Origin of the sequence: Corynebacterium kroppenstedtii (assembly GCF_016894245.1) — a bacterium.
In the GTDB taxonomy this organism is placed as follows: Bacteria; Actinomycetota; Actinomycetes; order Mycobacteriales; family Mycobacteriaceae; genus Corynebacterium.
The window spans coordinates 1,948,081-1,973,148 of the sequence record NZ_CP069792.1 but is presented as its reverse complement, the minus strand read 5'-3'; the positions used below and the strand labels follow the sequence as shown (position 1 = coordinate 1,973,148).

23 protein-coding genes and 5 tRNA genes are annotated in these 25,068 nt (G+C 53.4%); 6 read left to right on the top strand and 22 right to left on the bottom strand.

The annotated features are described in order from the left end of the window. Positions 1-69 precede the first annotated feature (69 nt). The 19 genes from secF to I6J23_RS08430 all read right to left on the bottom strand — a co-directional run bounded on the left by secF (position 70) and on the right by I6J23_RS08430 (position 18,615). Positions 70-1,311, bottom strand: a complete 1,242-nt coding sequence (gene secF / locus I6J23_RS08520) for a protein translocase subunit SecF (protein ID WP_204581684.1) — start codon at positions 1,309-1,311, stop codon at positions 70-72. After that, complete coding sequence (secD, locus tag I6J23_RS08515; RefSeq protein WP_204581683.1) at positions 1,311-3,257, bottom strand: protein translocase subunit SecD; 1,947 nt, start codon at positions 3,255-3,257, stop codon at positions 1,311-1,313. Before secD ends, secF begins: the two co-directional genes overlap by 1 nt. A gap of 233 nt (positions 3,258-3,490) precedes the next feature. Continuing rightward, positions 3,491-3,949, bottom strand: coding sequence for a preprotein translocase subunit YajC (locus tag I6J23_RS08510; protein ID WP_204581681.1), 459 nt, complete (start codon positions 3,947-3,949; stop codon positions 3,491-3,493). A 118-nt stretch (positions 3,950-4,067) separates the two neighbouring features. Further along, positions 4,068-5,192, bottom strand: coding sequence for a Holliday junction branch migration DNA helicase RuvB (gene ruvB, locus I6J23_RS08505; RefSeq protein ID WP_204581679.1), 1,125 nt, complete (start codon positions 5,190-5,192; stop codon positions 4,068-4,070). 3 nt (positions 5,193-5,195) lie between these two features. Then, the gene (ruvA, locus tag I6J23_RS08500; protein WP_204581677.1) at positions 5,196-5,819 is read right to left on the bottom strand and encodes a Holliday junction branch migration protein RuvA; all 624 of its coding nucleotides are present in this window, start codon (positions 5,817-5,819) and stop codon (positions 5,196-5,198) included. Positions 5,820-5,878: 59 nt separating this feature from the next. Beyond that, the gene (gene ruvC, locus I6J23_RS08495; RefSeq protein ID WP_239454888.1) at positions 5,879-6,397 is read right to left on the bottom strand and encodes a crossover junction endodeoxyribonuclease RuvC; all 519 of its coding nucleotides are present in this window, start codon (positions 6,395-6,397) and stop codon (positions 5,879-5,881) included. 120 nt (positions 6,398-6,517) lie between these two features. Continuing rightward, positions 6,518-7,270: a YebC/PmpR family DNA-binding transcriptional regulator gene (locus tag I6J23_RS08490; RefSeq protein WP_204581675.1), complete on the bottom strand. Its 753-nt coding sequence runs from the start codon at positions 7,268-7,270 to the stop codon at positions 6,518-6,520. 125 nt (positions 7,271-7,395) lie between these two features. Continuing rightward, positions 7,396-8,031 (bottom strand): pyridoxal 5'-phosphate synthase glutaminase subunit PdxT, encoded by a 636-nt coding sequence (gene pdxT, locus I6J23_RS08485; RefSeq protein ID WP_239454887.1) that lies wholly within the window; start codon positions 8,029-8,031, stop codon positions 7,396-7,398. A gap of 5 nt (positions 8,032-8,036) precedes the next feature. Further along, the gene (pdxS, locus tag I6J23_RS08480) at positions 8,037-8,996 is read right to left on the bottom strand and encodes a pyridoxal 5'-phosphate synthase lyase subunit PdxS (protein ID WP_082089835.1); all 960 of its coding nucleotides are present in this window, start codon (positions 8,994-8,996) and stop codon (positions 8,037-8,039) included. A gap of 121 nt (positions 8,997-9,117) precedes the next feature. Next, positions 9,118-9,618, bottom strand: a complete 501-nt coding sequence (locus tag I6J23_RS08475; protein WP_239454886.1) for an NUDIX hydrolase — start codon at positions 9,616-9,618, stop codon at positions 9,118-9,120. Next, positions 9,615-10,760 carry a glycosyltransferase family 4 protein gene (locus I6J23_RS08470; RefSeq protein WP_204581674.1) on the bottom strand — a complete coding sequence of 382 codons (1,146 nt, stop codon included), beginning with the start codon at positions 10,758-10,760 and terminating at the stop codon, positions 9,615-9,617. The genes I6J23_RS08475 and I6J23_RS08470 overlap by 4 nt, the downstream gene beginning before the upstream one ends. A gap of 15 nt (positions 10,761-10,775) precedes the next feature. Beyond that, positions 10,776-11,672, bottom strand: coding sequence for a phosphatidylinositol mannoside acyltransferase (locus I6J23_RS08465; protein ID WP_204581673.1), 897 nt, complete (start codon positions 11,670-11,672; stop codon positions 10,776-10,778). A 9-nt stretch (positions 11,673-11,681) separates the two neighbouring features. Beyond that, positions 11,682-12,335, bottom strand: a complete 654-nt coding sequence (pgsA, locus tag I6J23_RS08460) for a phosphatidylinositol phosphate synthase (protein ID WP_204581671.1) — start codon at positions 12,333-12,335, stop codon at positions 11,682-11,684. A gap of 9 nt (positions 12,336-12,344) precedes the next feature. Continuing rightward, positions 12,345-12,932, bottom strand: a complete 588-nt coding sequence (locus I6J23_RS08455) for an HIT family protein (protein ID WP_204581670.1) — start codon at positions 12,930-12,932, stop codon at positions 12,345-12,347. Beyond that, the gene (gene thrS / locus I6J23_RS08450; RefSeq protein ID WP_204583023.1) at positions 12,919-14,910 is read right to left on the bottom strand and encodes a threonine--tRNA ligase; all 1,992 of its coding nucleotides are present in this window, start codon (positions 14,908-14,910) and stop codon (positions 12,919-12,921) included. Before thrS ends, I6J23_RS08455 begins: the two co-directional genes overlap by 14 nt. Positions 14,911-15,151: 241 nt before the next feature. Next, positions 15,152-16,576: a Dyp-type peroxidase gene (locus I6J23_RS08445; RefSeq protein ID WP_239454885.1), complete on the bottom strand. Its 1,425-nt coding sequence runs from the start codon at positions 16,574-16,576 to the stop codon at positions 15,152-15,154. A gap of 208 nt (positions 16,577-16,784) precedes the next feature. Next, complete coding sequence (locus I6J23_RS08440; protein WP_204581668.1) at positions 16,785-17,462, bottom strand: copper chaperone PCu(A)C; 678 nt, start codon at positions 17,460-17,462, stop codon at positions 16,785-16,787. Between the two features lie 100 nt (positions 17,463-17,562). Then, positions 17,563-18,237, bottom strand: a complete 675-nt coding sequence (locus I6J23_RS08435; protein ID WP_204581667.1) for a copper resistance CopC family protein — start codon at positions 18,235-18,237, stop codon at positions 17,563-17,565. 306 nt (positions 18,238-18,543) lie between these two features. Next, positions 18,544-18,615, bottom strand: a tRNA-Val gene (locus tag I6J23_RS08430). 292 nt (positions 18,616-18,907) lie between these two features. On the opposite strand from I6J23_RS08430, the gene I6J23_RS08425 reads away from it, so the two are divergent. From I6J23_RS08425 to msrB, 6 genes are all read left to right on the top strand, one after another. Then, positions 18,908-18,980: transfer RNA gene (locus I6J23_RS08425), tRNA-Gly, on the top strand. An 81-nt stretch (positions 18,981-19,061) separates the two neighbouring features. Then, positions 19,062-19,133: transfer RNA gene (locus I6J23_RS08420), tRNA-Val, on the top strand. Positions 19,134-19,187: 54 nt separating this feature from the next. Next, a tRNA-Gly gene (locus I6J23_RS08415) sits at positions 19,188-19,263 on the top strand. Between the two features lie 92 nt (positions 19,264-19,355). Then, a tRNA-Cys gene (locus tag I6J23_RS08410) sits at positions 19,356-19,426 on the top strand. 71 nt (positions 19,427-19,497) lie between these two features. Further along, the gene (locus I6J23_RS08405) at positions 19,498-20,400 is read left to right on the top strand and encodes a dihydrofolate reductase family protein (protein WP_204581665.1); all 903 of its coding nucleotides are present in this window, start codon (positions 19,498-19,500) and stop codon (positions 20,398-20,400) included. A 175-nt stretch (positions 20,401-20,575) separates the two neighbouring features. Then, on the top strand, positions 20,576-21,031 hold the full coding sequence (gene msrB / locus I6J23_RS08400) for a peptide-methionine (R)-S-oxide reductase MsrB (protein WP_204581663.1): 456 nt from the start codon (positions 20,576-20,578) through the stop codon (positions 21,029-21,031). Between the two features lie 87 nt (positions 21,032-21,118). Here the strand turns inward: msrB and hemQ are convergent, their stop codons facing one another. The 3 genes from hemQ to hemE all read right to left on the bottom strand — a co-directional run bounded on the left by hemQ (position 21,119) and on the right by hemE (position 24,654). Continuing rightward, positions 21,119-21,910 carry a hydrogen peroxide-dependent heme synthase gene (gene hemQ, locus I6J23_RS08395; RefSeq protein WP_239454884.1) on the bottom strand — a complete coding sequence of 264 codons (792 nt, stop codon included), beginning with the start codon at positions 21,908-21,910 and terminating at the stop codon, positions 21,119-21,121. Between the two features lie 126 nt (positions 21,911-22,036). Continuing rightward, positions 22,037-23,506 (bottom strand): protoporphyrinogen oxidase, encoded by a 1,470-nt coding sequence (gene hemG / locus I6J23_RS08390; protein ID WP_204581662.1) that lies wholly within the window; start codon positions 23,504-23,506, stop codon positions 22,037-22,039. Then, positions 23,500-24,654, bottom strand: coding sequence for a uroporphyrinogen decarboxylase (gene hemE / locus I6J23_RS08385; RefSeq protein ID WP_204581660.1), 1,155 nt, complete (start codon positions 24,652-24,654; stop codon positions 23,500-23,502). Before hemE ends, hemG begins: the two co-directional genes overlap by 7 nt. Between the last annotated feature and the right edge of the window lie 414 nt (positions 24,655-25,068).

The following is a 25,068-nucleotide window of genomic DNA, read 5'->3' as shown; positions in this document are numbered from 1 at the left end:
CGCTGCGTCAGGCAACACGATACGTAACCTTTTATTCGAGAGGACACGCATGGGTTGTCGACTTAGCTTTTAGCTCTCATTAAGAGGTGGATTGGTACGGCGTCGGCTCTCGTCGGGACGCCACGACGCACCGCCGCCTTCACGGCTGCGGAATCTGCCCGTTTCGGACTCTCGATCAGAGTGGTGAGAGATACGTGATGATCCCCCCCTACGTGACGAGGAGCGTGCCGATGGCTCAGAATCAGCACCTTGGCTAGTACCCAACTCTGATCCACCACTAGCTACGGCAACCCGTTCAACCTGTTGGTTCGATGGCTCAGCTCTACGAGATTCTTCGACACGTTTAGTGTGCTCGGAATACTTCTTTTGGCGCGACTTGAGCGAAACCAAAATTGGTGTCGCTAAGAAGATTGAGGAGAACGTTCCTTCGATGACACCAAGGAGCTGTACGAGTGAGAGGTCTTTTAGCGTACCCACGCCGAGCAACCAGACCGCGACCACCATCAATGCGCCAATCGGCAGGATCGAGAATAATGACGTCGAAATGGAACGCATCATTGTCTGATTCACGGCGAGGTTAGCTTGCTCGGCATAGGTCGACGTGGTCGTTTTCGTCAAACCCGCGGTGTTCTCGTGGACTTTGTCGAACACGACCACGGTGTCATAAAGCGAGTAGGACAGGACTGTCAGCAAACCGATGATCGACGCTGGTGATACCTCGAAGCCAATGATTGAATACAGCCCAGAGACCACAATTGCGTCCACAGCAAGTGCTGATATAGCTGCAATAGCCATATCGCGTTCAAAACGAACCGTGATGTAAAGGAAAATTAGCGCAAGGAAGACGACCAGCGCTAGGACCATACGGTGGGTAATCGTCGATCCCCACGAGTTACTCACGGTCGAATCACCAATAGAGTCTGGAGTTTCTTTACCCGAGGCGTCTTTCGGGTGGTATTTCGAGAATAAGGCTTCCCGCGCTTCGGAAATCTCGTCATCATTCAGATGCTTTGACTCGATTTCCACATTACGAGCATCACCAGAGCCAATAATTTGGACCTGCTGGGCTTCAACCCCGGTGGCCTCGTGGAAGGTGTCGGCGACTTCGGTCTTAGACACGTCACCGGCAGGCATCGTTATCTTGGTACCGCCCTCAAAGTCGATGCCCAGTGTAAAGCCACGGAAGATAATGGATACAAGGCAAATCGCCAAAATTATGGCGTAAATGCCGTACCAGCGACGGCGCTGAGATACGAACTCAATTCCGCCTTCACCGGTGTAGATACGTTCGAAGAAGGGCCTCTTACTCATTACTTCTCCTCCTTCGAGGTATCGACGCGTGATGAGCCGCCCCACGATGACCCATCTGTTTCTGAGAGACTATCCGCGAGCTTGATGTGCCGCCGTGTAGGTTGATCATCTTTGACGTTATCAGCGCGCTCAACGTCATAAGGAAGCTTGATGCCAGCAGCGCGACGGCGCTGCGCAACGCGCATGACGGCTCCGAGTCCGTCCACAGATGGCTTAGAGAAGAATGGCTTGCGCGAGGCCAGAATAATCAGCGGTGCAGAGACCAGGAACACAACAAACAGGTCGAAGATCGTCGTTAAACCAAGTGTGAAGGCAAAGCCTTTAACGTCACCAACAGCCAGAATGTACAGCACGACAGCTGCGATGAGGGAAACCAAGTTACCGGACAGGATAGTGCGGCGAGCACGCTCCCAGGCCTTTGGTACAGCAGACCTGAATGTTCGGCCATCGCGTATCTCATCTTTAATACGTTCGAAATAGACCACGAAGGAGTCTGCAGTAGTACCAATGCCGATGATCAAGCCGGCGATGCCCGCAAGGTCAAGGCTGTAACCGACCCACCGTCCGAGTAAGACGAGGCTTCCGTAGATGAGTAACGCCGAGAGCAAGAGGGAGAAAATCGTGATGATGCCGAGCCCTCGGTAGTACGCCAACGCATAGAGAGCGACCAAGATTAAGCCAATACCTCCTGCGATAAGCCCTGCTTTCAACGAAGCAAAACCAAGTGTGGCGGGAATGGTCGTAGCGGTACCACCCTTCTCACCGTTCTCACCAGCAAAGCTGATGGGCAGCGCACCATACTTAAGGTTATTCGCTAAGTCTTTTGCCTCGGCCTCGGAGAACTTACCAGTAATCTGGGTCGTCGAGCCTGCAGGGGTCGGTGACTGAATCGTCGGAGCAGAAATTACTTCGGAGTCGAGGGTGATAGCTACCTGCTGGCCCTGATACTTCTGTGTTACTTCGGCCCACGTATCGCCACCCTTATCTTTATTGGATGTCTTGAACTTGAACGTAATGGCCATCTGCCCGCTGTTGGAATCATACCCGCCATTAATCGGAGAATTGGTATCGATCTCCTCGCCAGTGAGACGCTGAGGATCTTTCTTATCCTCCTGCCCCACTAATACCGGCGCCGCATCTAGTAGGTGAACGTTCTTATCTTCATCACAGGTTACGAGGGGTTTAGACGGATCATCTTGCCCTGCCAAAGGATCCGATCCCTTACACTCCAGCAAGGACCCAGCTGCTTGCAAAGTGGTTGGATCTTCTGATTGCCGATCCTTGAGAAGCATGGCAGATGTTTGTTCACGAAGCTTGTTTTCTTCGATGGAGTTGGCTGGCTTAGCCTCTGGCTTCGCCGTAATCTTCATCGAGCTGGGAATTGCGAATGCCTGCTGCCCCTGGGCTTGACCGCTGTTATTGAGTTGTTCCAACTGCTTCTTCAGTTCATCGAGGGTCTTCTGGGCATTATCCGGCGAAATCACGCCTGCTTTTACCCATCGATTAGCCATATCGACAACAGTGTCTGCTAGCTTGCCCCGATCAACTTCTTGTGCAGCAGCTTGTTGGTTAAGTACCGGACGGAACAACAATTGGGATGTTTGTCCCAGGTTCCGAGCTTGAGCGGAATCATCTCCTGGCACAGTGATGACGAGTGTGTTCCCGTCAGTTTGCACTGTTGCACCAGACACGCCCATGCCATTGACGCGGTTCTCTAGAATTTTCCGGGCCTGCTCAAGCTGATCATTGGACGGTTGGGAACCTTGGGGCACCAAAGTAACTCGGGTTCCGCCCTGAAGATCAATACCTAACTTAGGTTCAGGCTTCTTATTCCCCGTGAGGAACACCAGAAGGTACACCGCTACGAGGAAAATGACGAAGATACCGATGGCACGATACGGCCATCGGGATTTTGTGGAGCGAGCTCTGTTCTTCCGGGCTGCCAAAAGAGTCTCCCGTCGTATGAAGGTCACATTAGGCTCAGGTCGGCCTATTCAAACTTCAGAAAGTCTACCCCTTGACTTCACACTGCATCGTCTTACCCTGGGGTCGGCGTTTCTCGTATAGCGTTCGAGCCAGCATGGAGCCAAAGGTTATGTCATGTCTGCTGCCGGGGCGCTGTGCTTGCGTATCTATGATGCGCGATGGTCAGTCACCGCCGGGACTTTTGATTGTGATTTTACTTATCTGTCGTCGACGAATCCGAGGAAACATCTGTAGTTCCGTTGCTTTGAACCGACGAGTGCCGATGGGAGTCGGCAACGGCGTCCTCGCTAGCATTCGGCTCCACAGTTGAATCGTGATCCGGCGTCGCCTCCTCATTTAAGACAGTCGTCTGTCCCTGCGTCCCACTCGTCGTTGGCTCAGTAGCGGTTGACGACTCTTGTCGTGCAACTGGTCCCAAAATGCCTTTCACAGCCCACTCAACGACAACCCCAGGCGCAATTTGCAAGTCGAGGACGTCACCTTTCACCGCAACGACTCGCCCATGCAAGCCTCCGGCCGTCTCAACAGCCATCCCAGGCTGTAGTTGAGAGCGAAACTCCTGGATGCGCTTCATGCTCTTGTTCTGCCTCACAATTTGCATGATGGGCAATGCCAAGAAAAGGATGAGGATAAGTATCCATAGACCGTTCATGGCACCATCTTGGCATAGAGCAGGGACATTGAGTCAATTCTTTTAACTTGGCGGACGATCTGGCGAGTTTTTCGAGAGGTTTTACTCCTGGACAACGCGCTAATGATCCAGGTGTCGCTTAGAGAAAGGCACCGATTGTCCCCTCCGGTGGTTCCAGCCCCTGATGCCTCCACGCTTCCGCTGTGGCAACACGACCGCGCGGTGTGCGAGCAATCATCCCAGCCCTAATCAGGTATGGTTCACAAACCTCCTCGACAGTGGTGGGTTCTTCACCTACGGCGAGCGCTAAAGTCGACACGCCAACGGGTCCACCCCCATGGCCCCGGACGAGCGCATCGAGAACAGCACGATCGAGTCGATCCAGACCTCTCTCGTCGACATCGAAAACTAAAAGCGCAGCCTTGGCTGCTTCTACTGTGATCACTCCTCCGGAGTGGACGTCCGCATAGTCTCTTACCCGTCGCAACAGGCGGTTAGCGATACGGGGTGTACCTCGGCTCCGCGATGCAATCTCCTTCGCAGCATCGGCCTTAATATCAATATTGAGTAGACGTGCTGCACGCGTGACAACTTTTGTTAGATCCGATGCCGAGTAAAACTCCATCTGCGCAGTGAATCCAAAACGATCACGCAGTGGCCCCGTCAACATTCCTGCTCGGGTGGTTGCGCCCACCAAAGTAAAGGGGGGTAGATCTAAGGGTATGCTCGTGGCACCTGGACCTTTTCCGACGATGACGTCGATGCGGAAATCTTCCATCGCCATGTACAGCATTTCTTCCGCAGGACGCGCCATGCGGTGAATTTCGTCGATAAAGAGGACATCCCCCTCCATCAAATTCGACAGCATGGCAGCGAGATCACCGGTTTTTTCCAGCGCAGGACCCGACGTCATCCGTAATGACGTCCCCATTTCTTGGGCAATAATCATTGCCATGGTTGTCTTACCCAATCCCGGTGGCCCGGCTAAAAGGATGTGATCAGGGACAACTCGACGTGCTTTAGCTCCCGATAGAACCAATGCTAATTGTTCACGAACCTTGGACTGCCCAATGAATTCATCCAAGCTACGCGGACGTAGTGACAATTCGGCATCCGCATCATCACTCTGCTCGGTTGGATCGACAGGACGAATCCCAGAAGCAAATTCCTCATCTTTCCCCATCGTGGGTGCCGGCCCGCTCCGCTCCGGGGAGCCACTTTTGTCATCGGGGATGTGGAACTCAGTCTTCTCGATGTTTCCCATCCTCTAGTTCCTCTCGGATGACATGGATCGCAAGGCGCGCTTCAGAATTTCTGACACAGATCCCCCATCAGTAGCAGCGGACTGAGCAGTCCTTTCGGCCTGTTTTTCCGGAAAACCTAGTTCGACAAGAGCTTGAGTAACCGTGCCCACCACATCGTCCTGCGTGTCGGCTTCTGACTGCCCATCCACTCCCGGTAACGGCGCGCTAGCCGAATCTCCAGAATCGAATACAGCCACTTTCGACTTTAAATCGACGATAATCCTCTCCGCTGTTCTTTTACCTATGCCCTTGACAGCTTTGAGTGCATCGTCATCCTCATTGGTAATTATTCGGGCAAAATCTGCGGGGTTGTGAACGGAGCAGATTGCCATTGCGGATGTGGGCCCAACTCCCGACACCTTACGAAGCATCGCAAACATCTGTCGAGCCTCGTCGGAATCAAAAGCATAAAGCTCAATTCCATCGTCGCGAACGTTCATCGTGACCAGGATTCGAGCGTCCTCCCCTTTTCGCAGCGTCCCCAGCAATGAGGGGGCAGCAGTCGCTCGGTAGCCGACACCTGCACATTCGATGACGACATGATTAAGACCGACATGAAGAACCTCGCCATGCAATGAATCAATCACAGGGACCCCTTTTCTCTACTCACGATCGCCACACCACAACATCGGCCGCAACCATGACGTCACTTATGTCGTGAAGCACTCCAACCCGGATTCTGCCCACCAGACAGCCCCAACATGGGAGCACGCCAGCAATGGCAAATAGCAAGCGCCAGAGCATCGGCCGCATCGGCGGGACGCGGTGGTTCAGCTAAGCCCAAGACTCGTGTAACCATCGCGGTGACTTGCTTTTTATCTGCACGTCCGTTCCCCGACACAGCTTTTTTCACTTCACTGGGCGTGTACATGTAAACCGGAATATCTCTTCTCGCTGCACAAACGATAATCACGCCCACTGCATGGGCAGTATGCATGACAGTAGAGACTACGCCACGTTCAAATACACGTTCGATTGCCAGCATATCTGGATGATACTCATCCATCCACTCATCGATCTTCTCGGAAATATCGAGAAGACGGGTAGACAGATCATCGGATGCGTCTGTTCGGATAACTCCCACCGCGACAGGTAGGACGGACCGTCCTCGCCCAGCTTGAACTGTGGATATTCCGCAGCGGGTTAACCCGGGGTCAACCCCCATGACGCGGGTTCCTTCTAAGGATCGCGATCCACCCTTTGGCATGGTATTCACGGGCACTGGATCGCTACTCCTATCTGCACAATCATCAACAGCCTATTCGGCACACGATAAGGGCCTTAGCTAGTTATCAAGTTCAGCTAGGACGTCGTCGGCAAGATCCATATTGGTGTATATGTTCTGAACGTCGTCCGACTCTTCCAGTGCATCGATCAGGTGGAAAATCTTTCGAGCTCCAGCTGCATCGAGTTGAACCTTGACATCTGCTCGATAGTCCGGTTCTGCAGAATCGTACTCCAACCCGGCTTCCTTTAATGCGTCACGAACCGCAGAGAGATCTCCAGCTGCACATACGACCTCGAAGTTTTGGCCTAGGTCATTAACTTCTTCAGCGCCAGCATCCAGGACCGCCATCAAGATGTCGTCTTCAGTATTGCCTTCCTTAGGCAACTGAACGACGCCTTTACGGTTGAACATATAGGCGACGGAACCCGCATCCGCCATGTTTCCGCCGTTCTTGTTCATAGCGGTACGCACATCCGTCGCAGCACGGTTACGGTTGTCGGTCAAGCACTCAATAAGGATCGCTACCCCGCCATTGCCATAGCCTTCATACGTGACGGTCTCCCAGTCCGCGCCACCGGCTTCCTCACCAGAACCACGCTTGCGGGCTCGCTCGATGTTGTCATTAGGTACCGACGCCTTTTTGGCCTTTTTGATCATGTCATCGAGCGTCGGATTCGCTGAGGGATCACCGCCGCCGGTGCGAGCAGCTACCTCAATGTTTTTAATCAGCTTGGCAAATTCTTTACCACGCTTGGCATCGTTCGCAGCTTTCTTATGCTTCGTCGTTGCCCATTTAGAGTGCCCACTCATACTTCTGTACTCCCTCAATTGTTAACACACGTGTAAGCCCCACAAAGGGGATAATCGCAACCAGTCTAATACCTGGTCCCGACATCTCCTGGCATGGCACCGCGACCATCAAGTCTTCGGTTGGGTTACGCCATCGATTCCTGGACCATCGACACAAAATAGTCATGGACACGGTCGTCGTCGGTCACTTCAGGATGGAACGACGTAGCAAGTACGTTTCCCCTACCGTGACCAGAACGTACTGCAACGATAGCGCCCTTGTCTTCACCTTCAGGTACACGAGCAAGAACGTCGGTGTCGTCGCCGACTGATTCGACCCACGGTGCACGAATAAAAACCGCGTGAACAGGTTGACTAATTCCTTTAAAACTGAGATCCGTTTCGAAGGAGTCGACCTGACGACCAAACGCGTTTCTTCGGACCGTGATGTCTAGCGCGGAGAGGCAGTGAGCATCGGGCCGTGTCCCCTTAACTTCACTGGCCAACAAGATCATACCGGCACACGTACCGAACGTCGGCGTCCCGTCGTGAATCTTTGTCGTCAAAGGTTCCAATAACCCGCCCAGCTCGAGAAGCTTCGACATGGTCGTCGATTCTCCCCCAGGAAGAATTAACCCATCAACTCCGTCGAGGTGAGCAGGACGGCGTACAAGACGCGACCGAACTCCGAGTCGCTCTAAAGTGCGCTGGTGCTCGATAACGCCACCCTGTACAGCAAGAATTCCGATAAGTGGGGTTCTCTTTTCGTTGCTACTGTCCACTCGTTTTACCAACCACGCTCTGCTAAACGGTGCGGCTTCGGGATCTCGTCAACATTGATGCCCACCATCGCTTCACCCAAGCCACGAGAAACATTGGCGATCGTCTCGGGATCATCGTAATTCTGCGTTGCCTGGACAATGGCGCGCGCACGATGCTCCGGGTCACCAGACTTAAAGATGCCCGAACCGACGAAAACACCCTCAGCGCCTAACTGCATCATCATCGCTGCGTCGGCTGGAGTGGCAATACCACCGGCCGTGAACAGCACAACCGGGAGAGATCCACGCTCAGCTACCTCACGCACCAACTCGTACGGAGCTTGGAGTTCTTTAGCAGCGACATACAGCTCATCAGGTGCCATCGATTTCAATTTATTAATAGAAGCCCGGATAGTCCGCATGTGGGTCACGGCGTTGGACACATCCCCAGTACCTGCTTCGCCCTTCGAACGGATCATGGCAGCACCCTCGTTGATCCGTCGCAGTGCTTCGCCAAGGTTCGTTGCTCCGCAGACGAATGGCACCGTGAAGTCGAATTTATCAATGTGGTTGGAATAATCGGCTGGCGTCAGCACCTCAGATTCGTCGATAAAATCGACGCCCAGCGACTGCAAAACCTGTGCCTCGACGAAATGACCGATGCGGGCTTTCGCCATCACCGGGATGGACACAGCGTTAATAATGCCTTCGATCATGTCGGGGTCCGACATGCGAGACACTCCACCCTCAGCACGAATATCAGCTGGGACACGCTCCAAAGCCATCACTGCTGTTGCGCCGGCATCCTCAGCGATCTTGGCCTGCTCAGGGGTGACGACGTCCATAATGACGCCACCTTTTAACATCTCCGCCAGGCCGCGCTTTACTCGTGCAGTCCCGTGGGTTGTCTCATTCGAGGAGGAATGGGCAGCCCCGCGTGGATTGTCCGTAGCATGCCGTCCGTTTTGATTTGCATTATTGCTCATATTGTCGTTCTTCTCCTTAAAACTGGACTGGCCTGTCTAGAATACGCTGAAGCCTACAGTGTACTTACTCGCCTCTGGAGCCGGAAAACTCCCCAACCAATTCTTGAGGCCACATAGTGATTTACGACGCCGGAATGTCGGATTCAATTCCAGCCACCTCAAAATACTCCGGTGGCGACGCATGACCGCCGAGATGGAAAAACCTCACGAGCGGGCGTAGCCGCAATGTCCGGGTGTCCGAGACGGCATCATTATAAAAGCGCATTGCGAGTTCTACTCGTGTGTGGGCGTCGGCTAGTGTTCTCGCACCATTAACCGTCACCGATTCGTCATCGAGATCGTGAATGCGCATGGCAAACCGGTTCTCAGCGAGTGCTCGATCCGTCGTGCACGAAGTGTCGAAAGCGATACGTTCCGTTGCTTCGGCCTCATCCGCAAGTTCTGGCCACAATGCTGACACCACCGCAGCCCGACGACCCAAGGCAGCATCCAGGCTTAACGCTGCTTCATCCGTCCGGATATTCAATCGATGCAAGCGGGTGGCTATGAAAGAAGCCCACATCCCCGCTAAGAGAACGGCCATCAGACCAACGACAACGATGGCAACCCACACCGGTATCACGACGAAAGGCTCCTTTCCCCCTGAGGCCCCAATACGGTTTCATATACCCTCTCGACTTCTGTCGTAACGTGGCTCCAATCAAACCGTTGGGATCGCTCGAACCCCTTACGCGCGAGTTCTTGTCGCTTATCCTTATCCGAAAATAGCTCGGTGATAGCTGCCACCAAGGCATCCGTATCTCCCGGGGGAAATAGCCAACCAGCATCACCGTCATCACATACGGCACGAAATGCCGGAATATCACTAGCGACGACAGCAGCACCAGCAGCCATAGCTTCGACGAGGACGATACCGAAGCTCTCCCCACCGAGATGAGGTGCCACATAGACATCCGATGCTTTAAACGCTCGAGCCTTGTCGCTATTAGATAATCGGCCAAGAATGGTAATCGAGTCTCGAACATGAGCTACGCGGCGCGACAAAGCTTTGGCATCACCAGTCCCCACGACAACAACTTCGATACCTGGAATTGCTCGTGAAATCCGTGGCATCGCTTCGATAAGCACATCGAGCCCTTTACGCGGTTCATCAAAGCGACCCAAAAAGATAATTCGCGGGCGGTCTGGATCGAGGCGAGAGATCGCATCATCGGCTCCTGACCATGGGTCCGCCGATGAGAAAAACTTCGTATCGACGCCGTTGGGGATGAGAATGGGATCTCCCCCCAGCTGTTCCACTTGCCACCGACGGGCCATCTCCGAGACAGCGATCCCTGCACGAACCCGCTCAAGCATGGGCGTGAGAACCGGGATAAACGTCTCCAAAACACGAGATCGATCAGCCGATGCATGATACGTAGCCACGACGGGAATCTTCGCCATTTTCAGCGCGATCATAGACACGCTAGGGGCGTTAGGTTCATGTATATGGACAAGGTCGAATTCGTGATTATTCAACCACCGACGAACAGCATGAAACGCCGAAGCGGTAAAACTAAGGCGGGCAACCGATCCGTTGTATGGGATGGGAATTGATCGTCCGGCCCGAACGACGAAGTCTGGAACACGAGTTTTCAGCGACGCTGGGGCAAGTAGGCTTACGGTGTGACCGCGCCGGATTAACTGTTCTGATAGTTCAATTGCGTGAGCTTGAACACCACCAGGGTCGTCCATGGAATATGGACACACCATCCCGATTCGCACTCGACCTCCATACTCTCAGTCTTCATTCCAGATGCGTTGGAGCATATGCCAATCCTCAGGATGCTCCGAAATATTTTTCTCGAAAACCCTCGCGAGGTCTTGAACTACCTCGGGTATTGGCTTATCAGTATCCAGTGGCTCACCGACACTGTGGCCCCAGCCATCCGGAGTAAACCAGCAGTGAACGCCGTGTAAGGCTGCTCCGGTTTGTTGAGCAAGCCGTACCGCTCCTACCGGCATAGTTGTCCTGGAACCAAAAAAATCAACGCTGACACCGTGGTGCGAAAGATCACGTTCGCCCAGCAAGGCCACAACTCCACCTGACTCTAAGGTTGCGCGGAGACCGTCCATAGGTTTTTGTGAACCACCTGTGAGTGGGAAAACGGTAAAACCGAGGCCTTCGCGGTATTCCACAAATGCATCGAACAGTTTCTCCGGCTTAAGCCGTTCTGCAACCGTAGAAAATGTACCGTAACGCTGGGCAAGCCACAGCCCCGCCATATCCCAGTTTCCACTGTGCGGCAGAGCAAGAATGACTCCCCGTCCCTGTCGATATGACTTATCAAACAAGTCAACGCCCTGGATACCTGACTCAATTGTGTTCACTAGTGAGTCCAGAGATGATGAGTGAATGATGGATGGCAGGCGAAATGCTTCCATCCAGTATCGTGCATATGATCTCATCGCTTTCCGCACAATGACATCAAGCTCTCGGTCATCCGTGCACCCAGTCACCTTGGCAAGGTTCGACCGTAACCTCGCCGGTTGTTTTCCCCTGCGGGAAGCAATATCGGCACCAACCATGAATAATCTCCGCGCTACGGGGGCTGGAATTCGAGTGATTCCTTTCCATGCCCACACGTACGACTCCGCGATAAGGTCCTCTTTGGATAAGCCGAAGGGTCGTGTCACGTGTCGTCCTTATTTAGTGGGAAACTCTTTCGCCCCATGGGGTGCGGCGATTCTGTCATTCGCGTGCGGAGACTTACTAGCCATGACCATGCGTTGGATCACTGTGAAAATCGAGCCTATCGCAAGAACCCAGAGGGCAATACTTAACACATGCGGAACCCCTAAGCCTTCAAGACCTAAGCCGACCAAACCGATGATCAGCCGTTCAGGGCGTTCCACCAATCCCCCAACGATGTCGAGGCCACCCGCCTCTGCTCGAGCTTTGACATAAGAGATGACCTGGCTGGTGACCAACACGATTAATGCCGCGATCAGTTGGTGACGTTCTCCCTGCTGAGCGGAGACGATCCACCAGACGATAGAAGCAAAGACAGCACCGTCAGTGATCCGATCGCAACTGGCATCTAGCGTCGCTCCAAAGGTGGTTCCCCCGCCACGTAAGCGAGCCATGGTGCCGTCGACCATATCTACAGCTGTTAAAAGCCCGATAATTATTGCGGCGGCAAAGAGATGGCCAGTAGGGATGAGGGTTACCGCTGCTACACATGCACCGAAGGTGCCGGCCACGGTCACTGTGTTGGGGGAAATCCCCGCCTTAACCAGTGATCGGGCAATCGGTTCGATGACAACTGCAGCTGGTTTTCGGCCATGAACGCCAAGCATTATTCTCCCTTATTCCGACTCGGAAGCCGACTGCTCAGCAGACGGTCGATCATCGAAAGTGTCCAATGATGCCCAGGCTTCCGCAAGCAACGACCGTGTCTCACGGAGAAGCTGTGGCAGGACTTTTACGCCACCGATGACGGTCATGAAATTAGCATCGCCAGCCCATCGGGGAACGATGTGGACGTGAAGATGCTCTGCGATAGAGCCGCCGGATGCCTTGCCCAGGTTCATTCCCACGTTAATCGCATGGGGATGCGACACAGCTTTTAACGAGCGGATAGCTTTTTTCGTAAAAGCCATTAGTTCGGCTGTCTCTTCAGGGGTCAAGTCCTCAAGATTCTTTACGCGACGATAAGGAACAACCATCATGTGCCCGGAGTTATAAGGGAACAGGTTGAGCAAACAATACACTGTGTCACCGCGCGCGATGATCAGCCCTTCTTCGTCCGAGCCATGCGGAATGTCTTCGAACGGGTCACTGCTATTCCGATTGTCGTCGGCAATATAGGACATCCGGTAGGGTGCCCACAGCCGGGTCAATCGGTCAGCGTCACCAGCTCCTGAGTCAACAAAAGTATCGTTATCCGCGGACACGAGCCTCAATCAACTCCTTCGTCGGCTGCTCGTTGTTATGCTCTTGAATCCACGTTGAGATCACATCAACAGCTTTCTCAACGGGAACACCATTCACCTGCGAACCATCGAGGAATCGGAAACTCACCGCACCTGCTTCCGCGTCGCGGCCGCCAGCAAGAAGCATAAATGGAGCTTTATGAGTGGTATGGTTGCGAATCTTCTTCTGCATTCGATCATCTGAGGTATCGACCTCAGCGCGGACACCCCGAGCACTCAGTTTATCCACGACCTCGCCCAAGTACGGCGAAAACTCATCAGCAACGGGAATCCCGACGACCTGATGTGGAGCCAGCCATGCTGGGAATGCTCCCGCATAGTGTTCCAGGAGAACCCCAAAGAAACGCTCGATCGAACCAAAAAGCGCGCGGTGGATCATAATGGGGCGCTGCTTAGAGCCGTCGGGAGCCGTGTACTCCAATTCGAAACGCTCAGGAAGATTAAAGTCCAACTGAACGGTCGACATCTGCCACGTCCGACCGATTGCATCGCGGGCTTGGACAGAAATCTTCGGACCATAGAAAGCAGCTCCGCCTGGATCCGGAACAAGGTCGAGGCCGGATTTATCTGCTACGCGTTGGAGTATCTCGGTTGATCGCTCCCAGATTTCATCAGAGCCGACGAACTTGTTTGGGTCTTTCGTCGACAGCTCAAGGTAGAAATCATCAAGGCCATAATCCTTCAGCAGCGATATAATGAAATCAAGAACCGTGCTTAATTCATTTTCGAGCTGGTCTGCGGTGCAGTAGATGTGGGCATCGTCCTGAGTGAATCCACGGGCACGGGTGAGACCGTGAATGACGCCTGATTTTTCATAGCGATAGACTGTGCCGAATTCGAATAAGCGCAGAGGTAATTCGCGGTAGGACCGCCCTTTGGATGCAAAAATCAAATTGTGCATCGGGCAGTTCATAGGCTTGGCATAATAGTCCTGGGCCGGTTTCGTGACGTTTCCCTCGGCATCCCGTTCCTCATCCAACTTCATGGGAGGGAACATGCCGTCCTTGTAGAAATCAAGGTGGCCGGATTTTTGGAACAAATCCCCTTTTGTCAGATGCGGCGTGTAGACAAAGGAGTATCCGGCTTCGATATGACGGCGCCGCGAGTGCTGCTCCATTTCATTACGGACGATACCGCCATCAGGGTGGAAAACAGGAAAGCCTGATCCAATTTCGTCTGGGAAGCTGAAAAGATTCAGTTCGGTGCCAAGGCGACGGTGATCGCGGCGTTCTGCTTCTTCCATCCGCTGCTGATACTCTTGCAACGCTTCTTTCGACTCGAAAGCTGTCCCGTAGATTCTTTGCATACCGTCGTTGTTTTGGTCACCACGCCAGTAGGCAGCAGAACTCCGCTGAAGAGCGAAGGCAGCGATGTATTTCGTCGTGGGAACGTGGGGGCCGCGACACAGGTCGAACCATTCGACCTCTCCGGTACGGGGGTTGACGTTGTTATACGCAGTTAACTCGCCAGCGGTATCAAGATCGGCGTCCTCATCAAGAACAGTGCCTTTCGACTTATCGTCGATGAGCTCCAACTTGTATGGTTCATCTTTTAAGGCTTCACGGGCGTCATCAAGAGACTTCCACACAACGCGCTCGAACCGCTGTCCCGATTTAACGATCTTCTTCATCCGTTTTTCGATACGTTTGAGATCTTCGGGAGTAAACGCATGGTCGGTACCAAAGTCGTAATAGAAACCGTCCGCTATCGCGGGGCCGATTCCGAGTTTGGTACCTGGGAATTCCGCCTGAACTGCCTGTGCCATCACATGGGTACAACTGTGCCGAATGACAGAGCGTCCATCATCGCTCGCTGCGATGACCGTGGTGACCTCAGTGTCCTCAGTAGGAGCAAATGATAGATCGTGGATGATTCCATCCTTAGTCTTCACGCAGACCACTGCTTCTGGCCCCTTGGTGGGAAGGCCCAGTGGCTTCATCGCGGCCCCGGCTGGTGTACCAGCGGGGACCTGAAACGATACTGATGAGGCGCTTTTTTCCGATGACGACAGTGCAGACACTGATTGCACTCCTTAGTAATGACATGGCTATTACATACCTGGTAACAGCCGGGGACGGATCAAAACTCTACCGCATGACCAAACAGCACGCGTAGCACCGTCGGGGAACTCGGCGAACACAGCCCTCGTGGCGGCCATTCGTTGTCGCGCGGGGAAGGAGTCACGCCAAGAGGTCATCCGCCCAATAATTGTCTTCACCTGCGGTGCCGTGGGGAATTGCGTAGACGGCGGAACCGATGTGAGTTATCCACTCATTAAGACGATCTGACTGATCTAAACGTTTTTGAATCGGTGTGAATTGGGTGTCCGGGTTCTGCTGGAAGCAAGTAAAAATCAAACCAGCATCAGAAATCGGCGAGTGCGGTCCAGACACCGGAAGGCTGTAGTTAAAGGCACGACGCAAAATCTGCTCATGAGTATTGTTCCCCTCATAGTGGGCTCGAGCCATATGAGATTCTGGATCAATGATGGGCAGACCCGTGCTATCAACTTTGTCGAAGTCTGGGTCGTCGAACTCTTTCTCCCCCGTAAGAGGAGCACCCGATTTAAGCTTTCGACCGAAAACTACTTCTCGTGATGAGCGGTCCAAAATATCCCAGCTATCGAGATTGAGGGAAATACGCCGAATGACCATAGCCGTTCCCCCTTGTAACCAAGCAGGCCCGTCATTAATCCACACGATATCGGAGAGTTCTTCGTCCGAACGCGGGTTAACCGTACCGTCGAGAACGCCGAACAAGTTACGCGGAGTGGATCCTTTCGCTTGGGAACCAGCCGCATAAAGAAAACCCTGTTGTTCCCACACTAACTCCGTGTACCGTTGCCCCGCCCGGAGAATAAACCGTCGTGCGTGAGCCAATGTGGTGGGATCATCTGAACAGATCTGTAGTGCTAAATCCGTTTGTCCCCACGCGTCGTCAAGGCGATCCCGATCAAAAGCAGGGATGTCGTGAAGCCATGACGGGATCTGGTCATGCATCTGTAGTTTTTCGAGTAGAGGACGGCCGAACCCCATAGTGACGGTGAGGTTAGCGGGCCGGGAGACCATTTCCGGTTCAAGTTCGGCCAGCGGGGGTTGTCCTTGAGTCAGCTTTCGGGACGTAGACGTCCATACCTCCATGAGGCGCTGCAAGGCCTTCTTATCGATACCCTCGATACAATTAATTCCAATGACATTGATATAAGCTTGCGAAGGTGTATCGACACCCGCCTGATGTGATCCATCAAATGGGACGGTCTGATCAGCAATTCCTGTGAGACCAGCTGCGTTGCTGACCGCCTCCGCAGCAGTTTTCTCACGCTGATCTAGAGCTTCCGACGTTGATGCCGTGGGGTTATGGTCATCGTGGCCACAGGCCACCAATCCTGATGTCCCCAGCGCAACTCCGGCTCCTAGGCCACCGGTGAGAAAAGAACGGCGTCGTAATACGTGGCGAAACACATTACGTCGGGTGCTCTCCGCACCCCGGTTGTTTCGTTCATTCGGTGCATTGCTTCGTTCAGCATCGCTCGAGTTCTCATCGTCGTGAGAGCGTTGCACACGAGCGTTAGGGTCATCCGCAGAATTATGAGGCAAAGAGTTCATCTTCTTCGTCGAAATGATGTTGTCTGGGGAGAGGAAATGTGTGCTGACGTAGAGTTTTCCCTAAAAGCTTGACGGCACCACACAGCTTGGGACGCCAACCGTAACCAACGAAGCGGATATGGCTGGCGCTCAGACGTCAACATCAGCAAATATCAATAACCAGATGATGCTTCCACTATCACGACATCAACTGACTGATCTAGCTGATCTAATGAGAGTGCCCGGGCATGGAGTGGTCTGCTTGACCGCCCATCTCTTGACCACCCGGCTGAGCCGACTCACTCATCCCCGGCATATTTGGCATACCCGACATGTCAGAGCTGTCATCTCCGCCATAGTTCTCTTCACCAGAGGGCTGTTCACGGACCGGAATAACGACTTTCTCCGTGGAACCGTCTTTGAACTTCAACTGCACAGTAACCTTATCCCCGGCAGCTAATTCATCATGATTGTCCATAATCATGATGTGTTCTCCCCCTGGTTTCATCTCCAGAGTTCCATTTGCAGGGAGCTTAAACCCTTCTTTTTGTTCGACCATTTTTCCGTCGACAACGGTATGCAGTTCGAAATTACCTTTGACATCGGACGACGACACCGACTCGAGGACTTTCTCTTTATCAGTATTATTCTTCAGAGTCCCGAAAATTGCGGTCATCGCTTTATCCGAGGTCTTTGACTTTACATAGCCTTGATCTAGGGAAATATCGCCGGAAGCTTTATCTGTACTACTCTCGGGCGACGACGTCGTCGTAGTTGTGGCCGATTGTGAACCGTCTTTATCCGAATCTTCGTCGACAGAACAAGCAGCGAGACCCAATGATAAGGACAGAACCGAAGCGCCGATGACCCGAACAGCCAACCGCGATGTTGTCCGTGATGTACTCATTTTCTATAACTCCTCATTTGCTCCTGTGGAACACTAACGGCCCCACGATGTGATGTTCAGATCCTCACAGTCGCCTTCCGAGGATCTATTGCTTGGTGTTTTATCGTGAGTCTCGATCATCAGAGCTTGAGTCACGAAGACGTCGTAACGCAACCACGAGAGCACCGATAATGACGATGATAACGGCGATAGATAGCCATAGGGTCTTCGAGCCAAATGACGACGCAGACGTCGAGGATGATGAATCTGTGTCTTGAGAGGATCCGTCATTAGAATTCTCGGAGGAGACAGAAGAACCAGCGGACTCACCCGTATTGTCCTCCGAATTTCCTTCCGACGCAGGCTGCCCTGCCGATTCTTCTTTGTGAGAATCACCAGAATATGTGAAGGAAATTGAACCGCGCGTCGAATGCCCATCAGAACTGGTGATCTGGAACCCCACGGTGTACGTACCTGGCGAGGTATCGGCATCCTCAGGCACGGTGAATGAAATAACATTGCCCGAAATAGTGGGTGTGCCTTTAGCAATGACCTTTCCCGACGATTTGTTCGACACCGCTACGGTGTTGAAATTATCTCTCGGGTTGCCTGACATCGTCAGCTGAATGTCGTGAGGAAACTCTGATACTGTCGACCCATCCTCGGGCGACGACGACACGACGCTGTCATGAGCCCAGGCCTGCGGGGAAAAGGCAACCGCTCCCACCACGATAAGGATGAGAGATACGATAAGGCCACCCGTACTTCGGAACGGCACAGTTCGACTGTCGCTCATCTCAGCCCTCCCAGAGCTGTGTAAAACCAACTACTTGTCTCCATCGTGGCACACAAAATCTCTTAACCTCTACACGCCACGCTGCCACCTGATACTCAGGTACGAAACCGCCGTGAATAAGGCGATACGTAACGACTCCAAGCTGTCCGGTGCCCACTCGCGAACCGCGTAGACACTAGTCGTCGAAACGGGTCATGAAGTTCCCCACTCTCCGGAATTCCTTACCCCACCCAGCGATCAATCGACGTCAACGATAACACCCGGATATGAGAAAACCCGGACACCACGTGGTGACCGGGCCTTCTGTGGTCTCAGCTGGGATCGAACCAGCGACCTTTCCGGTGTGAACGGAACGCTCTTCCACTGAGCCATGAGACCGACAAGCAGAAAACTTAGCACGATAAGAAGCCTCGAACAAAAATGATATCGTAGCGCTCCCACAATGATGCCGCGCTCCTACAGTGATGTGGGCCAAAACGCGGTAGGGCACCGCGGTAGGGCTAAGGAGAGTCATGGACTCGCTACGGACGGTTCGCGTAGTTTTCCATAAACGACCCCCGCAACGATCATGCTCGAGCCCGTTTTCCTGGGGATTTGTGCATTAGCTATCGCTACGGCTAGTCTTTCTTTCGCGTGTTACGGGCTTCCTAGCCCCACCACAACACGACACGCGGATGTAGCGCAGTTGGTAGCGCATAACCTTGCCAAGGTTAGGGTCGCGGGTTCGAGTCCCGTCATCCGCTCAACTGAAATAGATATTTCAGTCATCGAGGTTGACTTTCGACGATGGATCTCTCATAGGTTTATAGTCGGATCACCTACATGCGCGATTAGCTCAGCGGGAGAGCGCTTCCCTGACACGGAAGAGGTCACTGGTTCGATCCCAGTATCGCGCACAGCTTATCGCAGCAGATTAAAAATATTTATATTTCTGTTGCGCGATGAGTCTTGCGGATGTAGCGCAGTTGGTAGCGCATAACCTTGCCAAGGTTAGGGTCGCGGGTTCGAGTCCCGTCATCCGCTCCATGCACTAAGGTGTAAAAGGGCAGATAACTGCCCTTTTGTGCTATCGTGCAACGTGATGTATGAGTGAAAGCCTTTCCTCATCATCGTCGTATGGTGGAATGGCCGAGTGGTGAGGCAACGGTCTGCAAAACCGTGTACACGGGTTCGATTCCCGTTTCCACCTCAAGCCCAACATATTCTTCTCAAGGGGACCTTGTACAGAATTCACGGCGCACTCCCGCCTACTGTGGAGTTATGACCCCATCACCCACAGTCACGGTTTTCCCGCCAGATAAAGATCCCGATATCGACATCGCAGTGCAGCGCTTTCTCCCCTACCCAGCGCCACAGTCACTGAGCATTCGAGCAATCATGGTATCCACTATCGATGGTGCCTCCATAGCACCAAGTGGTACATCAGGAGAGCTCGGCGGCCCGATCGATTCCAGCATTTTCGCCCTACATCGACGGCAAACCGAAGCCGTCGTAGCAGGCCTGTCCACGGCCCTCGCCGAAGGGTATGGACCCATAGAATTCAGCGCGCAGGAAATTCAGATTCGATCGCGCCATGGATTACCACCTACCGCAGACTTGGTCCTCACTACCCACCAGTTGGATGGAGAACGGCTCTCGGACCTTTTGTCTTCTCCCCTAACCGCCACTCATGACATCAATGACGATAAGTCGGAATCGGTTCACAACGGCAGAGATTCTGGCAACGATGCGCCCGAAGAAACCTCACCGCAGGGCTCAGTTATCATCCTCACAGATCGAGCCGCGTCAAAAGCGCCAACGTGGAGCGAAAACCGGGCAATTTTGCGAAACCACGGTATTGACGTCGACGTCCTCGACAAGCTCGACGGCACTCATGTCCGTCAATGGTTAAATGACCGCTACAAACTCGTCGATTGTGAAGGCGGGCCTCGCTTTCTAGGATCGCTCCTGACGTCACGTGTTATCGACGAAGTGATCTTGACGATTCATCCCGGTGTACAAGCCGGCAACGCCCCGCGAATTGCCTACGGGGTCTCCGACGGAACGGGCGAAGAGGATAATGAGGTCACCGGCACGCCCACAGACGGTAAACTCCTCGCAATAGGATATGACCAGAACGGAGCTGTGTTCCTTAGGTACGGTCTATGCGACCACGACACCTAAGCCGCACTGATGGTGGTGTAACCAGCCCCTACTAGACATGGCGAACCAAGACCTAAAAGAACCAAGACCTATTAACAGTACGGCCACTCATGAAATAACGAACCTTAGCGCAGTGTTGAACTGAGTTAACACCGGAACCTCTGATGACAATCTCGCACGATGCCGAGAGGAAAAAATGACTACACATAATCACTTAGGTAACGACAACAACGATGACCAACACGAGGATTTTCGTCGCCTTACCGATGATGAATGGCGGGCCCGGCTTACCAACGCCGAATACCGTGTCCTTAGAGAAGCGGGAACCGAAGCTCCTTTCACGGGTGAATATACCGATACCGAAACTGAAGGAGTCTACCGATGCCGGGCCTGCGGTTCTGAGCTATTCCGATCCCGCGAGAAGTTCCACAGTCACTGCGGATGGCCATCGTTCTTCTCCCCGCTCGCCGGAGATCGAATCATTGAAGTTGCCGATAATAGTCACGGGATGCACAGAGTTGAGGTGAAATGCGCGCAGTGCCATAGCCACTTAGGTCACGTCTTCGAAGGCGAAGGATACGACACCCCTACAGATTTACGCTATTGCATTAACAGCATCAGCCTCACACTAGAACCCGCAGCCAAGGATTAGTGGCCAAGAAGTAAGCGAGGGAATGGACCGCTACCTTTCTAGCGGTCTGCCCTACGCCGTAGTGACAAGATCTTCTTGATGAGACGATTATGGCAAGAGATCGGTGATCTCAGCGATATCGTCAACTCGTCGTCCGGTAAAGAACGGAATTTCCTCACGGACGTGGAGCCGCGCCTCTGTATAGCGCATGTGATGCATCAGATCGACGATGCGATCCAGTTGTGGCCCCTCAAAGGCAAGAATCCATTCATAGTCGCCCAAAGCGAAAGCCGGAACGGTGTTTGCGCGGACGTCAGGATAATCGCGGCCCATTTTTCCGTGGTCAGCTAGGATGCGACGGCGATCTGCAGGATCCATCACGTACCAGTCATACGAGCGAACGAAGGGATAAACAGCAATCCAACGCTTCGGTTCTTCTTCTGCAATGAATGACGGCACATGGGACTTATTGAATTCAGATGGCCGGTGAAGCGCTGCCTGTGACCACACTCCTGTACATGCACGCCCCAATGTCGTCGTACGTAGGAAACGGTTGTAAGCTTCCTGCAGATCTTCCATCTTTTCAGCGTGCCACCAAATCATGATGTCAGCTTCCGCACGAATACCGGAAACGTTGTAGATTCCTCGTATAGTGAGGTCTTCGTGCTCATATGAAGCAATGAAATCACGCATTTCCTGGGCCACTTTACCCCGGTCCTCACCCAGTTTACCGGGAGCAACCTTAAATACCGACCACATCGCGTACCGAACAGTCGCATTCAGCTTCTTATAATCCAAGCGATGCTTGTGCTCGGGGCCAGCAGATTGTGCAGGTTCCGTCGAAGCTTTAGCAGAGCTCTCACTAGTTTCTTGACGAACGTCGTCTTGGTTATCAGTCATGGTCAACCTCTTCCTTTCTTCGTACACTACTGCAGCGTCGTGGTGTGACGACGGAGCTCGACGCACACGACATCAATGGAACTTTGTTGTTGGCTCCACGTAGACGGAGGAGCCTTCCAATCGCTGTCACATAATCGTATCCATCACCTTCTTCGCTGCCTCACGCGCTTGTGCTATACACGCTGGAACGCCTACGCCGTGCCAAATGGAACCTGCAACTTCTAGTCCATCGACTTGACTAATGTCCTGAAGTGCCACGTTAACGAGTTCATCGTGGCCCATCCCGTATCGAGGTAAACCACCCCACCACTTTTGAAGCACAGTCTCTTCGGGGTGCAAACGTTGACCGGTTATCTTTTCAAAATCGTCGATAGCGTATTTCACCAGCGTGTCTTCATCTTCCCTGACGAGTGAATCGTCGCCCCAGTGGCCGAACGACGCTCTAATGAAAGCACCAACCTGATCGTTGACGTGAGGCCACTTACGAGATGAGAAAGTAAAGGCTTTAGCGTGTAGCCCTGCATCAGGCGACACGAGAATACCCGTTTTTTCCGGAATACCCTCGTCACTCGGCAGACGTAAACCAAGCACAACGCTCGACGCTAGATCCATCGACCCAAGGATGTCGGCTGTTACGGGGGCAACCTCAGCGAGCTGCTGCGCCGCGACATCCGCTGGGGTGGCGACAATAACACCGTCAAAGTTTTCAGATTCTGCCGACGAAGAGCCAGTCACCACGTGGAAACGATGGGAACTTGCTGCCTTCGTGGGCACTACCGCGCTAACAGGAGTATTCACACGGATGGTCGCCGATGACTGCTCAATTAGCGCATCGATCAGATCACGATAGCCGCCGACGAAAGAGGCGAACACCGGAGGCTTTTTCGCCGACGCACTCGGAGAATCTTCATCTGCCGCGCCACCGGCTACTCGTGCCTCACGCGCTTCATCTCGTTGCTGTAATACAGCAGCAGCCGCCTGCGTCAATGTCACAGGCTCGCCGTGATTGGCGAGGTCATCCATCGCAGCGGCTAATTCCGGAATCGTCGCTCGCAGGCCAAGATCCTCAGCTCGAGACGAATAGACTCCACCCAGCAAGGGAGAAACCACGTGATCCACGACCTGTTGTCCCATCCGCTCGGCAACCAACGCGCCGAGTAAGGCATCTTCACCCTCCATCCACGGTATGGGATATGCCTCCCCCTCAGCATCAATCCGTGCGCAGGTCTCGGAATCAACAAGGTCTTTCACTGAGGAACTATCGGCGGGAATTCCCATCACAGTTCGCGACGGAACCGAGTGCAAGACACCGTCGCCAATCCACAACCCGGATTTGAGGTCGGACGGATAGCGGAGCCGATCTTTCAGCCCCAAGGAAGTAAAAAACCGAGTGGCATCAGCACGGAAGGCGAGGTAAGCCTCTGCCCCCGCATCAACACTGCCGGTAGCTAGATCAACGGTCTTAAGTTTCCCACCTACCGCGTCGGATGCTTCAAAAACAACGACGTCGCTATCAGGGTCGCGACGACTGATTTCATAAGCCGCGACAAGCCCCGACAGTCCTCCACCAATAACCGCAACACGCGTATTTACCACGAATGCACCTTTTCTACGATGTGAGAAATAACGTCCGGGTCGGTGTCTGCGAGAACACCATGTCCCAAGTTCACGATATGACCTGAAATTTTTCCTTCGGAGATAAGCTGATCCGTGGTGGTCAAAAGCTGATTGATTTCCTTATCAACCGCTTCTTTACCTGCAAAAAGTAAGGCTGGGTCAATATTTCCTTGAAGCGCCATCGCACCAGATTTCGCTTCCCCTGTCTTGTCCGCTAAAGCTACGTTAATGCGCTGTGCCGCAGTAGCCATATCAACCCGCCAGTCAACCCCCATGACATCGGGGCCCGTTTGCGCCATAGAACCAAGAAGCTCACCCGTCGTGACACCGAAATGAATCCGCGGGATAGGACGGCGCCCACCCCGTGAGGACTTCTCAGAAACAAACCTAAAGATATCAGCCGAATATGGGGCAACGAGATCGTTATAGTCCCGTGCATGCAGGTACCCCGCCCAGGAATCGAATAGCTGCATAGCATCAATTCCCGCGTCGATCTGCACCCCGAGGAAAACCTTGATGTACTCCGTCAACACACGCATAAGAGCGTGCCATGAGCCTGGATCAGCATGCATCATGGCTTTCGTGTGCTGGTGAGTTTTCGACGGTCCCCCCTCAATCAAATAGGACGCAATGGTAAAAGGCGCACCAGCAAATCCGATCAAAGCCTGATCATCCCGCAGTTCTCGGATGATTTCCCGGACCGCCTCACCAATGGACGAAATGGAATCCGGATCCAGCTCAGGGAGCGAGTCAATATCAGACCGCGAACGAATGGGATGATTGACGACGGGTCCACGGCCGGCAACGATATCTACCCCGATTCCCGCAGCCTTAAGGGGCACAACGATATCTGAGAAAAAGATTGCAGCATCGACATTATGTCGACGCACAGGTTGCAGAGTGATCTCAGCCGCGACATCAGGGGTAAAGCATGCCTCCAGCATCCCGATACTTTCCCTGAGCTTCCGGTATTCCGGAAGTGAGCGCCCAGCCTGACGCATAAACCAGACGGGGCGATGACACGGAGTGTCTCCAAACGCTGCGTCGAGTAGCGATGACTGCGACAATGTGCGGCGCGACGAGGCTATACCTGGAGAATCGCCGGAATTCGTACTCATTCCATGCATATGGTTTATAGTGCCAGGTCTCGATCTGAATCGAACACTCGCAACAATCGCCCCTACCGGGTGTACCCCACCGTCGCTAAGATTCCACTGGCACAGGCGATTTCTTAGTCCCCCCGTCGTTAAGTATTTTTAGCGACGCGGTGAGCTCACCACATCACACAATGTAAACCGGTCGCACATGAACATCCCGTGCATGTCAGTCTGCAAAGGCTTTTCACCAAGTGCGACCGAGCTGGTGTCCGACGTCAAAGGGCCATCAGGACTCATCGCTAGCTGGGACTTTGACACAGAACTTCCGGCGCGCCTCCTGAGTAATCATGACAGAAAACTGTACCGTGCCCAAGTGTGAGCATTGATCAGCCATCGCACGACGATAATTTTGCTTCCCACCGGTTAAACGCTGCTACTCCTCAT